12 protein-coding genes and 1 pseudogene are annotated in these 12,176 nt (G+C 65.6%); 4 read left to right on the forward strand and 9 right to left on the reverse strand.

Annotation, left to right across the window (positions count from 1 at the left end; all coding sequences use genetic code 11):
- The first annotated feature begins 55 nt into the window (after positions 1-55).
- Complete coding sequence (locus ABIC90_RS14920) at positions 56-460, forward strand: hypothetical protein (protein ID WP_354355136.1); 405 nt, start codon at positions 56-58, stop codon at positions 458-460.
- An 84-nt stretch (positions 461-544) separates the two neighbouring features.
- Here ABIC90_RS14920 and ABIC90_RS14925 read toward each other — a convergent pair whose 3' ends face one another.
- Both ABIC90_RS14925 and ABIC90_RS14930 read right to left on the reverse strand, forming a co-directional pair.
- A complete protein-coding gene (locus ABIC90_RS14925; RefSeq protein ID WP_354355138.1) occupies positions 545-988 on the reverse strand; it encodes an acyl-CoA thioesterase in 444 nt (147 codons plus the stop codon).
- A complete protein-coding gene (locus ABIC90_RS14930) occupies positions 985-1,920 on the reverse strand; it encodes a histone deacetylase family protein (RefSeq protein ID WP_354355140.1) in 936 nt (311 codons plus the stop codon). The genes ABIC90_RS14925 and ABIC90_RS14930 overlap by 4 nt, the downstream gene beginning before the upstream one ends.
- 181 nt (positions 1,921-2,101) lie before the next feature.
- Here ABIC90_RS14930 and ABIC90_RS14935 point away from each other — a divergent pair, with 181 nt between their 5' ends.
- From ABIC90_RS14935 to ABIC90_RS14945, 3 genes and pseudogenes are all read left to right on the forward strand, one after another.
- Complete coding sequence (locus tag ABIC90_RS14935) at positions 2,102-2,653, forward strand: phasin family protein (protein WP_354355307.1); 552 nt, start codon at positions 2,102-2,104, stop codon at positions 2,651-2,653.
- A 129-nt stretch (positions 2,654-2,782) separates the two neighbouring features.
- Positions 2,783-3,541 carry a 3-hydroxyacyl-CoA dehydrogenase gene (locus ABIC90_RS14940; RefSeq protein ID WP_354355142.1) on the forward strand — a complete coding sequence of 253 codons (759 nt, stop codon included), beginning with the start codon at positions 2,783-2,785 and terminating at the stop codon, positions 3,539-3,541.
- A gap of 115 nt (positions 3,542-3,656) precedes the next feature.
- A pseudogene (locus ABIC90_RS14945) lies at positions 3,657-3,857 on the forward strand (hypothetical protein); the annotation flags it as partial.
- Here the strand turns inward: ABIC90_RS14945 and ABIC90_RS14950 are convergent.
- The 7 genes from ABIC90_RS14950 to ABIC90_RS14980 form a co-directional block, all read right to left on the reverse strand.
- Complete coding sequence (locus ABIC90_RS14950) at positions 3,847-5,583, reverse strand: acetyl/propionyl/methylcrotonyl-CoA carboxylase subunit alpha (protein WP_354355144.1); 1,737 nt, start codon at positions 5,581-5,583, stop codon at positions 3,847-3,849. The pseudogene ABIC90_RS14945 and the gene ABIC90_RS14950 sit on opposite strands and share 11 nt — an antisense overlap.
- Before the next feature lie 16 nt (positions 5,584-5,599).
- Entirely contained in the window at positions 5,600-7,201 is a 1,602-nt protein-coding gene (locus ABIC90_RS14955) for an urea amidolyase family protein (protein WP_354355309.1), read from the reverse strand.
- A gap of 8 nt (positions 7,202-7,209) precedes the next feature.
- A complete protein-coding gene (locus ABIC90_RS14960; protein WP_354355146.1) occupies positions 7,210-7,980 on the reverse strand; it encodes a LamB/YcsF family protein in 771 nt (256 codons plus the stop codon).
- A 252-nt stretch (positions 7,981-8,232) separates the two neighbouring features.
- A complete protein-coding gene (locus ABIC90_RS14965) occupies positions 8,233-8,490 on the reverse strand; it encodes a hypothetical protein (RefSeq protein WP_354355148.1) in 258 nt (85 codons plus the stop codon).
- A gap of 17 nt (positions 8,491-8,507) precedes the next feature.
- Positions 8,508-10,148, reverse strand: a complete 1,641-nt coding sequence (locus ABIC90_RS14970; RefSeq protein WP_354355150.1) for a hypothetical protein — start codon at positions 10,146-10,148, stop codon at positions 8,508-8,510.
- Between the two features lie 150 nt (positions 10,149-10,298).
- Positions 10,299-11,612, reverse strand: coding sequence for a TRAP transporter large permease (locus tag ABIC90_RS14975; protein ID WP_354355152.1), 1,314 nt, complete (start codon positions 11,610-11,612; stop codon positions 10,299-10,301).
- Between the two features lie 27 nt (positions 11,613-11,639).
- On the reverse strand, positions 11,640-12,173 hold the full coding sequence (locus tag ABIC90_RS14980; protein ID WP_354355154.1) for a TRAP transporter small permease: 534 nt from the start codon (positions 12,171-12,173) through the stop codon (positions 11,640-11,642).
- Between the last annotated feature and the right edge of the window lie 3 nt (positions 12,174-12,176).

A 12,176-nucleotide genomic window follows, 5' to 3' on the forward strand; every position in this document is an offset into this window, starting at 1 on the left:
CCCGGCCCTCTGTTACCCGTATTCAGATTTCAATCACCTCGAAGGAAGAACTCCAATGAAAAAACACCTGCTCATGCTCGCCCTCGCCTCCACCTGTTTCGTTGCCACGCACGCCAGTGCGATGACCGGCGACGAGCACAAGGTTGCGAAGGAAAAGATCGAAGCTGATTACAAGGTCGCCAAGGCACAGTGCGACACCATGAAGGACAACGCAAAGGACGTTTGCGAAAAGGAAGCCAAGGGCAAGGAAGACGTCGCCAAGGCTGAACTGGAGCAACAGTACAAGCCGAGCGACAGCAATGCCCGCAAGGTGGCCGAAGAGAAGGTCAAGGCCACCTACGAGGTCGCCAAGGAAAAGTGCGACGACCAGAAGGGTGACGCCAAGGACGCTTGCGTGAAGCAGGCCAAGGCCGACGAAGCCAAGGGCAAGGCCGACATCAAGGCCATGAAGAAGATGTAAGCAAGGCGCGGCGGTTCGAGCCTCACGGCTCGCCGCACTTGCGACAAAAGACAACGGCACCCTCGGGCGCCGTTTTTCGTGGGGTCAGGCTTTGAGCGTCTCGACCACGCGTTGCAGTGCGTCGGGCAATTGCACGGGCCGCTGGTTTGCCCGGTCCACATACACATGAACGAAGTGGCCCTGGGCCGCCGCCGTGTCCGAGCCCTCTGCGAACAATGCAATCTCGTAGCGCACGCTCGAGCGGCCTGCCTGGGACACGCGGATGCCCGCCTCCACCGTCTGCGGAAATGCGATCGGCGCGAAGTAGTTGCACTGCGTCTCGACCACGAAGCCGATGGTCTGGCCCGCATGAATGTCGAGCGCACCGCGTTCGATGAGCAGCGCGTTCACCGCGGTGTCGAACCAGCTGTAGTAGACGACGTTGTTGACGTGCCCGTACATGTCGTTGTCGGCCCAGCGCGTCGGGATGCTGCGGAACGCGCGGTAGCTGCTTCGGGAGTGCGGCGTGGGTTTGGTGGCTGAGCTCATCGCGCGGCATTTTGCCAGCGGCGCCAGTAATCGAAGGCGACCTTGAATGTGCCCAACTGCACCTGCACCGTCTCGGCAATGTCGGTGGCGTAGCCGCCGGCCATGGCGAAGGCCACCGGAATGCGGCGCTGCCAGGTCCAGTCGAACACACGGCGGTCGCGCGCCTCCAGGCCGTCGAAGCTGAGCTTCAGGCGCCCGAGCCGGTCGCGCTCGAAGGGATCGGCGCCGGCGAGGTAGATCACGAGGCCGGGCGAAAAGCGGCGGTCGAGCTCGTCCAGGGCATGCTCCAGGGCGGTGAGGTAGTCGGCATCGCCGCAGCCGTCGGGCAGCTCGACGTCCAGGTCGCTGGCTTCCTTGCGAAAGGGGAAGTTCTTCTGGCCGTGCATAGAGAGCGTGAAGACGCTGGCGTCCTTGCTGAAGATGCTGGCCGTGCCGTTGCCCTGGTGCACGTCCAGGTCGATCACCGCCACCTTGAGTTGTCGGCCTGTGCGTCCGTGCTCCGCCTGCATCAGCCGGGCAGCCACCGCGACATCGTTGAAGACGCAGAACCCACCGCCCTTGTCGGCGTAGGCGTGGTGCGTGCCGCCCGCCATGTTGGCCGCTACCCCGCCGGCAAATGCGGCCCGGCAGGCCGCGATGGTCGCGCCGGTGGAGCGGCGCGAGCGCTCGACCATCGCCTCGCTCCAGGGAAAGCCGATTTCGCGCATCGCCTGCGGGCTCACGCTGCCGTCGCTGATGGCGGCGATCCACTGCGGGGTGTGGGCCAGCGCCAGTTCGCCATCGGTGGCACGCGGGGCCTGATCCATCTCGACAGCCGGCAGGTGCTCCAGCAGGCGGTCACGCAGCATCGCGTAGCGCGACATGGGAAAGCGATGCCCCGGCGGCAGGGGCAAGACGAACTGGCCGGAATAGAAGGCACGCATGCCCTGCATTCTGCGTGGTGGCCCATCCGGGGCCGATTTAGAAAGCGGCCTCTAGATTGCTGCGTTGCAGCAAAAACCCCTTGCTCGCAAAACTCAGCTGCCTATACTTGAGGCCATGCTGCACCGCAACATAGACGACGAGGCGCAGCGCAACGTGAATCGACCAATTATTCCTTTCTGGAGATCTCAAATGGCCCTGACCGCTGACCAAATCCTCGCCGCCCAAAAAGCAAACCTCGAAACCCTGTTCGGCCTGACCACCAAGGCTTTCGAAGGCGTCGAGAAGCTCGTCGAACTGAACGTGACCGCTTCCAAGGCCGCCCTGGCTGAAGCCCAGAGCACCGCCCAGGCCGCCATGAGCGTCAAGGACGCACAGGAACTGCTGACGCTGCAAGCCAGCCTGTTCCAGCCCCTGGCCGAAAAGACCGCCGCCTACAGCCGTCACCTGTACGACATCGCCCAAGGCACCGGCGCAGAGTTTTCCAAGGCTTTCGAAGCCAAGGCCTCTGAAGCCCAGCAAGCCTTTGTCGGCCTGGTCGACAGCGCTTCCAAGAACGCACCCGCCGGTTCGGAAACCGCCGTTGCCGTGATGAAGAGCGCCGTGGCTGCCGCCAACAACGCATTCGAATCGGTCCAGAAGGCTGTCAAGCAAGCCTCCGACGTCGCCGAAGCCAACTTCAACGCCGTGTCGACGCAAGCCGTCGCCGCAGCAAAGACCGCCACCGCTTCGCGCAAGCGCTGAGCACCGGCCTCTACCAGTTGTCTCCTTGGGTCCTCACGGATCCAATTCAGGGCCTCATCTTCGGATGAGGCCTTTTTTTTGCCTGGCGGGCGTCTTCGATAATGGCCGGCTTATCTTCAGGAGACTTCAATGCAGATCGACGGCAAGGTTTTTATCGTGACCGGAGGCGCTTCGGGCCTCGGCGAAGGCGCGGCGCGCATGCTGGCTGCGAACGGCGGCAAGGTGGTGATCGCCGACATGCAGGCCGACAAGGGTGAAGCCGTCGCGCGCGACATCGGCGGCGTGTTCGTCAAGTGCGACGTGAGCCAGGAGGCCGACGGACAGGCCGCCGTTGCCGCCGCCACGAAACTCGGCAAGCTGGTCGGCCTCGTCAACTGCGCAGGCATCGCGCCGGCCGAAAAGACCGTGGGCAAGAACGGCCCCCACGCCCTGGCCGTGTTCAGCAAGACAGTCACCGTCAACCTGATCGGCAGCTTCAACATGATCCGCCTCGCGGCCGACGCGATGAGCAAGAACGAGCCCGAAGCCACCGGCGAGCGCGGCGTGCTCATCTCCACCGCCTCGGTCGCTGCCTACGACGGCCAGATCGGCCAGGCCGCCTACAGCGCGTCGAAGGGCGGCGTGGTCGGCATGACGCTGCCCATCGCCCGCGACCTCGCCCGCAACGGCATCCGCAACATGACCATCGCCCCCGGCATCTTCGGCACGCCCATGCTCTTTGGCATGCCGCAGGAAGTACAGGACGCGCTGGCCGCCAGCGTGCCCTTTCCGTCGCGCCTGGGAACGCCCGAGGATTACGCCAAGCTCGCCAAGCACATCATCGAGAACGACATGCTCAACGGCGAGGTGATTCGTCTGGACGGAGCGATTCGACTCCCGCCGCGCTAAATTGTTACGGCTTGTGCGGCGTTGTAGATTAGCACCCACTCACCGTTTCGATCAGGGGTCACTATCGGTTTGACCCTTTTGATAAACGCCACGAATCATGCGTGATCAGCAGGCGGTGATCGAGACCGGCAATGAGTCCTATCGCTTCCGCCACAGCACGCACGAAGCCAAGGGGCGCATCAAGACGCGCGAGCAGACGAGGAAGGCAGCGGCCGCACAGGTGAGCGAGACCACGGAGGAAGAGGCCTCGCCTGACGGCTCGGATCGACAGCACGCCTGCAAATACACAGGTAAATTCCCTACGTTCAACCGATGAACGCAATCGTCGTTCCCGCCCCCACGTAGCCACCTGCCGTCGCGGCGAAGCTGATGCACCCTGCACGGTGCGCGACGACTTGCATCTCCATCTTCATCGCCTCCACTACCGCGATGACGATGCCTTGCTCGACCTTTTCGCCGTCGGCCACTTTCCAGCCTTGCAGCGTACCGGCCACCGGGGTGGACACAGCGGCGGCATCGGTCGCGGGTTCATTGGGAACACCCGGAACGACGCCGCCCGTGGCAGCCCCGGCCGCACCCCATCCACGCAGCAACTCGGCCGGCAGCGCCAGCGACATGCGCCGTCCGTCGATCTCGACGGCCATGCGATGCAGCGATGCGTCGGGCTGCGGATCGGGCCGCGCGGCCGCCGCTTCGCCGTTCGCAAAGTCGGTCTCGATCCAGCGTGTGTGGACCCTGAAGGCATCTTCCGAAACGAAATCGGAATGCACCATCACCGCGCGGTGAAACGGCAGCACGGTCGCCAGACCTTCGATGCGAAACTCCTTGAGTGCGCGGCGCGCGCGTGCGATGGCCTGGGCCCGCGTGGCGCCGGTGACGATGAGCTTGGCCATCAGCGAGTCGAAGGTGCCGGGCACCTGCGAGCCGGCGTCGACGCCGGTGTCCACGCGCACGCCCGGGCCCGACGGGACGTCGAACACGTGGACAGGGCCGGGCGTCGGCAGGAAGCCGCGGCCCACGTCTTCGGCGTTGATACGGAACTCGAAGGAATGGCCGCGTGGTGCGGGCGTCTCCTTGACGGACAGCGGCAGCCCCTCGGCGATGCGCAACTGTTCGATGACGAGGTCAATGCCGATGGTTTCTTCGGTCACCGGGTGCTCGACCTGGAGGCGCGTGTTGACCTCGAGGAACGAGATCGCGCCACCCGCACTCAGCATGAACTCGACGGTGCCGGCGCCGGTATAGCCGGCTGCCGCACAGATGTCTCGCGCCGACTGGTGAATGCGCTCACGCTGTGTGTCGCTCAGGAACGGCGCGGGCGCTTCTTCGACCAGCTTCTGGTTACGCCGCTGCAGCGAGCAGTCGCGCGTACCGAGCACGACGACGTTGCCGTGCGTGTCGGCGATCACCTGCGCCTCGACGTGGCGCGGGCGGTCGAGGAACTGTTCGACGTAGCACTCGCCGCGGCCGAAGGCGGTGATGGCTTCGCGCACGGCCGATTCGAACAGGCCTTCGACTTCGTCGAGCCGCCACGCGACCTTGATGCCGCGCCCGCCGCCGCCGAACGCAGCCTTGATGGCGATCGGAAGGCCGTGCTGTTCGGCGAAGGCGAGTACTTCGCTCGCGTCCTGCACCGGGTCGGCGGTGCCGGCGACGAGCGGCGCACCGACCTTCAGTGCGAGCTTGCGAGCCTGCACCTTGTCGCCCAGCGTGGCGATGGCTGCGGGCGAGGGGCCGATCCACGTGAGGCCGGCGTCGATCACCGCCTGCGCAAAGGCCGCGCTTTCAGAGAGAAAGCCGTAGCCGGGGTGCACGGCGTCGGCGCCGCTGCGCTTGGCCACAGCCAGCAGCTTGGGAATGTTCAGGTAGGTGTCGGCCGGGCGATGGCCATCCAGACCGTAGGCCTCGTCGGCCCGACGCACGTGCAGCGCGTTCAGGTCGGGATCGGCATAGACGGCGACCGACTGCACACCGTAGTCGGCACAGGCGCGCGCGATGCGCACGGCGATTTCGCCGCGGTTGGCGATCAGGACTTTTTTCATCGCAGGACTCTCGATCTCAAAGTTCGATAGGGCCGTGAGGGCCGTGAGGGCCGGCCATCGGTTGGAAGCGGACGCGGGCGTTCACGGGGATCTGCCCCGCACGGTCCAGGTGGTGGGTGGCGACCGACGCAATCACGGGGTAGCCTCCGGTGAGCGGGTGGTCAGCCAGGAACAGCACGGGCTGGCCGCTGGGCGGTACTTGGATGGAGCCGCGCGCCGTGCCTTCGCTGGGCAGTTCGGCGGTGTTGGCGCGCACCGGCGGCTCTTCACCGTTCAGGCGGATACCGATGCGGCTGGACTGCGACGTAACCGACCACGGCTGGCTGCACAGGCGCTCGACAGCATCGGCGGTGAACCAGTCGGTACGCGGGCCGAGCACGATGTCGAGCACGACTTCCTCCTGCACGGTAGGCATGTCGAGCGGTGGCGCCTCGGTGGCGCCGACAACAGCGCCGATGGCCACGGCGCGAACCGGCAGCACATCGCCCGCGACCACCGCAGGCGGGCCGATGCGGGCCAACGTATCGGTCGCGCAGCTGCCGAGCACGGGTGCCACCTCAAAGCCGCCGCGCACGGCCAGGTAGCTGCGGATGCCGGCGACGGGTTCGCCAAATGTGATGGTGTCGCCGTCGGCCAGCGCAACGGGCCGGTAGCGCGGCAACGGCCATTGTGCCCCGTCGTTGCGGGCCAGCGTGAGCGGGCCGACGGCACCCGTGACAGCGATCACGGTCTCGCCGCGGCAGACGAACTGGAAGCCGCCATACGCCAGCTCGAGGCAGGCCACATCCGACGCATTGCCGACCAGTCGATTGGCAACGTGCAGCGAGCGCTGGTCCATCGCACCGGAGGCGGACACGCCCTGCCGGGCCTGGCCATGGCGGCCCCTGTCCTGCCACAGGGCTTGCAGGCCAGCGGCGCGAACCTCGAAAAAGGCACTACCACTTTCGACGGCCATGGGCGCGGGCGCCGCAACCACGTTCTCGACCACCGGCAATGCCACCTTCAGCGCCGTGGCATCGACAAAACGCACCGTGTCGCCAGGCTGCAGCAATGCCGGCGTTTCGCGCAACAAATCCCACATGGGCGTGTCGGTCACGCCGATGATCTGCCAGCCGCCGGGGCTGGCCTGCGGGTACACGCCGCTGAAGCTACCCGCGAGCCCAACGGCGCCTGCGGGGATACGGGTGCGCGGCACCGCGCGGCGCGGCACGTTCAGGCTCGGGTGGCCGCCGCTCAGGTAGGCAAAGCCGGGCGCGAAGCCGGTGAAGGCGACGGTGTAGTCGCTCCCGGTGTGGCGGCGCACCAGCTCGTCGGGTGTGATGCCGAGCAGGCCGGCCACTTCGGCGATGTCTTCGCCGCCGTAGCGCACGGGAATCTCGATGCGCTTGTCGGCGCGCGTTTCGCACGCGTCGAGTCGGCGCTGGCGCACGGCTTGCGCCAATGCAGCCGCCGACAGCACGGCAGGCCGGAAGGTGATGAGGATCGTGCGCGCGGCGGGCACCAGTTCTTGGACACCGGCAAGGGGCGTCGCGCGCAGCGAGGCCAGCAGCGCGAGCGTCTGCGCCAGGTCGTCGAGCTCGACCAGCACCGCATTCAGGTTGACGGGCAGAAAACGCATCGGTGTAGTCATGCGGTTGCTACCTCAGTAAAGGGGCGGATCGTCACGCCGGCCTGCACCAGCCGCTCGCGCACGCGGCTCGCCATCCCGACCGCGCCGGGGCTGTCGCCGTGCACGCAGACCGAGTCGGCGCGGATGCGCACCACGCTGCCGTCGATGGCGGTGACGATCCCCTCGTTGGCAAGGCGCAGCATGCGCTCGGCCACGTCGTGGGCATCGTGCAGCACGGCGCCGGGTTCGCGGCGCGACACCAGCGTGCCTTGCAGCGTGTAGGCGCGGTCGGCAAAGGCCTCGGCCACCACGCGCAGGCCCTGCGCCTCAGCCCAACCCAGCAGCGGCGAACCCGCAAGCGCGACGAGGACCAGGCTGGAGTCGATCTCGCGGATGGCGGCGATGACGTCGCGCGCCTGGCGCTCGTCGTGCGCGATGGTGTTGTACAGCGCACCGTGCGGCTTCACGTAGCGCACCTCGGTGCCGGCTGCGGCGGCCAAGCCCTTCAGGGCGCCGATCTGGTAGATGACGTCGGCGCGCAGGTCGGCGCTGTCGACGTCCATGTTTCGGCGGCCGAAGCCGACGAGGTCGCGATAGGCCACGTGGGCCCCGACCGCAACGCCGCGTTCCTTCGCCCGGCGCAGCGTGCGCAGGATGCCCGCGGGGTCGCCGGCGTGGAAGCCGCAGGCCACGTTGGCGCTGCTGACGATGTCGAGCATGGCGGCGTCGTCGCCCATGCGCCAGACGCCGAGGCTCTCACCGAGGTCACTGTTCAAGTCGATGTTCATTATGGATCTGAGTGCGAAGCTTCTTCGAAAGTGATGCGGCCTCAAGCGGCAAACCGCTCTTTCATCGACAGCCTGCTGCAGAAGGGCGGACGGTGTATCCATGCATGGATGAGGTGCACGTCGAAGCCCAAGCCCCTGGAGGGAGGCTTCCCTTCGTATCGTCACTGCCGAACGCAGGGACGATATGGCGACGATGCCGTCGATCTATATCGACGGCCCCCTTCCGGACCTGCCCGGCACCGCCGATTGCGTCTACTTTTTGGGCACCAGGTCGAGCGGGCTCGCCGGCAAGTCGCTACGCCGCGCCTTTGGCTTCTCTTCGATCTTGCAGTCGCTGTCCTGGAACGGGCCGGACACCCGGTCCCAGTCGGAGTTGATGACCTGCTGGTAACACACGACCTTGCCGCTCTCCTTGTGCTTGAACAGGTAGAACCCGCCGACCGGTTGGGCCGACGCGGTGTTGCAGGCGGCGACGCCACCGAGAATGAATATGAGGGCTGCGAATTTCATGGTCTTCCTTCTGGAATTCAAGGTGTGGGGGACGTTGCCAGGCTTTTCGCCAGCGCAAAGATCAGATTGCGGGACTGCGCGACGATCTGGTCGCGATTCGCCTCGAAGTCCGCCTTGGTGACTCCGGTTGGCGTCAGCATGGTCGGCGTGTGAATATGGCCTGCCGGAATGGTGAGCCCAAAAATGTCACGCATCAGGGTGTTGCGATAGGCACTGGCGTTGGAGAGATAGTTGCCTCCGCCCCCCTTCAGCGCGCAATTCGTTTCTTGCGGATTCAGCGGGTTCGCGGCCAGCAATGCCTTCGCGGCGTCGATCTTTTTCTGTGCTTCCGCTTCTGCTGCAGAACCGGACGGAGCGGCATTCCAAGCCTTTTTTGCGGCATCGTAATCTGCTTGAGCCTTGGGCGCGTCTGCAGCTGCCTTGGTGCATGGGGTGACGTCGTAGACGTCATTCCGCCCTACTACCCAGCTGCCAGTGTTGGCCTCGATCAGCTTCTGGAACGGCAGGCTTGCGACGGTGAATTGCGGCGGTGCATCCCTTTTCCATGGCGTGGCCGCATACCCCAGCCACCGCTGCGGTGGATTGATGTCGCACTCGAGCGTCGCAGGGAAACCTTCGCCTTCGCAGGCCGGGTTCAAGTTGTCGTTGCCGACAAAGTTCGCAAAGTGATACCGCCCGTTGTAGTGCTCCAGGTCGAAATTGGAACGCCCTTGACTCATGGTGATGGACGCATCGACGCGCTTGCTGCCGGGCTTGAACCACGGCCCCAGCGTGTCCTCCTGCATACCGGCGATGAAGGGGCCGTAGTTGACGGGCAGGATGAAGGTGCGGATCACCGCGGTGGTGCCGTCGGCCAGCGCCACGGTGTTGCCGTCCAGCGACAGGATGGTCGCGCCCGAAGGATTGCCCTTGGGCATCCCCAGTTGTCCGTCCGTGCCGGCGGCACCCAGCGTGAACGGATCGAAGCCGCTCACAAGAATGCGCTTGTACTGCGGCCCCTCGGGGAAATCGATGGCGTACTGGCCGCGGGAGGCGCGTTCGAACTCGTTCTGCAATGCGGCGCGCTGGTCGTCCGTGAGCGGAAAGTCGGGCGTCCATTGGCGCAGTGCCAGCGTCATCGTGAGGCGCGCCCAGTACAACATGCGGTCGTCGCTCTTGGGCAAGGTGCCCTGCACGACGCGCCCCTGAACGCGGTCCAGCGCGGCCTGCCAGAGCTTCGCGCCCTCGCTCCTGAGCAGCGTCACTGCCTCGTCGTAGCTCGATGCGCCAGCCATGCCGTTGTTGCACAGCTTCGCGGCGAAATCGGGGCCAAACTTGTCGAATCCGCTGGCCTGCAGAAGCTGCTGCGAGAAGCTCAGGGCGTCGCTGCTGGAGAGCTTGTTGGGCAGGCGCTGTTCCTCGTAGGACGCCGTCACGGTGGTGTCCATCGCGCACTTGGCCTGGATCGCGGGTGGCGGCGCGGGCGGCTCAGACGGGGGCGGAGGCGGGGATGGGGGCGGCGCCGTGTTTGCCGAATTCGCCGCGGCGATGGCTGCGAGCGTGGCCGGGTCGACGCCGCCTCCGCCACCTCCGCCGCCACAGCCGGCGACGAAGGCAGCGGCAACGGCAACGGACGAAACGGCCAGGAGCCTGAAGGATGTTCGAGTCTTCTTTTCCATGATGTGTGACAGTCTTGGTTTGTGAGTTGCCTGCGCTCGAAAGCGCGGCGACGAATGTCGGCAATGCGTGTCAATTGCGTGTGGTTCCTCCCCCGCAGGGTCGACATCGCTCCTGCAGCGGCGGGGCAAAGCGGAAGGGATGCGTCATGACTAGCGCTCTTTGCCCATCATCATGTCCGGCAGGATCGTCACGATGCTCGGGAACAGCGTGATCAGCACGATGCACAGCACCAGGCAGAAGAAGAACGGAATCGCCGCCTTGGCGATCACGTTGCTGTCTTTCCCCGTCATGTTCTGCAGGACGAAGAGGTTGAAGCCCACCGGCGGCGTGACCTCGGCGATTTCCACCAGCAGCACGATGAAGATGCCGAACCAGATCAGGTCGAAGCCCGCCTTCTGGATCATCGGCAGCACCACCGCGCTGGTCAGCACGATCATCGAGATGCCGTCCAGCGCCGTGCCCAGCACCAGGTACACCACCACCAGCGCGCCGATCAGCGCGTAGGGCGACAGGTGCATGCTGTCGACCCACTCGGCCAGCTCCCGCGGGATGCCGGTGAAGGCCATGGTCTTGGTGAGGAAGGCCGCGCCCGCCAGGATGAACATGATCATGCAACTGGTGCGCGTGGCACCCATGATCCCGTCCTTGAAGTTCTTCCAGGTGAGGCTCCGGCCATAGGCGGCGATCGCCAGCGAGCCCAGCACGCCGAAGGCCGCGCACTCGGTGGCCGTGGCCCAGCCCGCGACCAGCACCCAGACGATGAAGACGATCAGCAGCGCGCAGGGAATGAGGTTGCCCGAGAGCCGGATCTTCTGCATGAAGGTGGTCGGCGGATCGGCCGGTGGCACCTTGTCCGGATTGCGCAAGCTCCACCAGGCGATGTAGCCCGAGAACAGCAGCATCAACAAGAAGCTTGGCAGGAAGCCGGCCAGGAAGATGCGGATGATCGAGGCGTCGGCCGCCACGGCGTACACCACCATCGTGATCGAGGGCGGGATCAGGATGCCCAGTGTGCCCGCGGTGGCCAGCGAGCCGATGGCCAGCTTCTCGTCGTAGCCGCGGCGCTTGAGTTCCGGGAGCGCCACCTTGGCAATGGTCGCGCAGGTGGCGGCCGAGGAGCCCGAGACCGAGCCGAACACGCCGCAGCCCAGGATGGTGGTATGCATCAGCCGGCCGGGCACGCGGTTGAGCCAGGGGCGCAGGCCCTCGAACATCTCCTCGCTGAGCTTGGTTCTGAAGAGGATCTCGCCCATCCAGATGAACAGCGGCAGCGCCGCGAGCTCCCAGCTCGCGTTGCTTTCCCAGAAGGCGGAGAACAGGTTCTTGCCCGGCAGCGTGTTGGTGAAGAAGGCCTGGCCGACCCAGCCGACGATGGCCAGGGTCATCGCGATCCAGACGCCGCCCGCCAGAAGCAGCAGCATGATCCCGAGCAGCAGCGCGCCCATCAAAAGGGTTTCGAGCATTGGATGCCTTTGCTTGATAGTTGTCGTTCAGACGTCGGAAGAGAAGTCGCCTGCGGCGTGGCGTTCTTCGATGGCGCGCTGGTAGCTCGGCTTCTCGCCACGCACCACGCCGACCAGCTCGTCAATCATGGCGATCAAGAGCAACCAGCAGCCGATCACGAAGGTCGATTGCGGAATCCAGATCGGAATGACCACCAGGCCGGTGGCCATTTCGGCGAACTCGTAGCTCTCATATGTGAAGCTGGTGGCCCAGTAGGTGAGGTAAGCCACCGACACCGCGGCGATCAGGAGGCACATCACGTCGAGCGCACGCCGCGCCTTGGGCGGCACCGCGTCCAGCAGCAAGGTCACGCGCACGAAGTCGCCGTGACGGAAGGCATGCGCCATCGCGAAGAACGCGGCGGCGGCGCAGAGCCAGGAGACGATGTCGTTGAGCCCGCTCACATGCCAGTTCATCTGCCGGCCCACGCCGGCCAGAATCATCAGCACGAAGATCAGGAACACGCAGAACGCGCCGAGGGCGCCTGCACCGTCGTACAGGCGGTCGAGAAATCTCCGCACGAC

Source organism: Variovorax boronicumulans (genome assembly GCF_040544675.1).
GTDB classification, from domain to species: domain Bacteria; phylum Pseudomonadota; class Gammaproteobacteria; order Burkholderiales; family Burkholderiaceae_C; genus Variovorax; species Variovorax boronicumulans_D.

Bases quoted from the DNA above. Each gene is read 5' to 3' on its own strand.
- ABIC90_RS14965 (WP_354355148.1), bottom strand. From the start codon at position 8,490: ATGAAATTCGCAGCCCTCATATTCATTCTCGGTGGCGTCGCCGCCTGC.
- ABIC90_RS14925 (WP_354355138.1), bottom strand. From the start codon at position 988: ATGAGCTCAGCCACCAAACCCACGCCGCACTCCCGAAGCAGCTACCGC.
- ABIC90_RS14955 (WP_354355309.1), bottom strand. From the start codon at position 7,201: ATGCGTTTTCTGCCCGTCAACCTGAATGCGGTGCTGGTCGAGCTCGAC.
- ABIC90_RS14975 (WP_354355152.1), bottom strand. From the start codon at position 11,612: ATGCTCGAAACCCTTTTGATGGGCGCGCTGCTGCTCGGGATCATGCTG.
- ABIC90_RS14970 (WP_354355150.1), bottom strand. From the start codon at position 10,148: ATGGAAAAGAAGACTCGAACATCCTTCAGGCTCCTGGCCGTTTCGTCC.
- ABIC90_RS14920 (WP_354355136.1), top strand. From the start codon at position 56: ATGAAAAAACACCTGCTCATGCTCGCCCTCGCCTCCACCTGTTTCGTT.
- ABIC90_RS14960 (WP_354355146.1), bottom strand. From the start codon at position 7,980: ATGAACATCGACTTGAACAGTGACCTCGGTGAGAGCCTCGGCGTCTGG.
- ABIC90_RS14950 (WP_354355144.1), bottom strand. From the start codon at position 5,583: ATGAAAAAAGTCCTGATCGCCAACCGCGGCGAAATCGCCGTGCGCATC.
- ABIC90_RS14930 (WP_354355140.1), bottom strand. From the start codon at position 1,920: ATGCAGGGCATGCGTGCCTTCTATTCCGGCCAGTTCGTCTTGCCCCTG.
- ABIC90_RS14940 (WP_354355142.1), top strand. From the start codon at position 2,783: ATGCAGATCGACGGCAAGGTTTTTATCGTGACCGGAGGCGCTTCGGGC.
- ABIC90_RS14935 (WP_354355307.1), top strand. From the start codon at position 2,102: ATGGCCCTGACCGCTGACCAAATCCTCGCCGCCCAAAAAGCAAACCTC.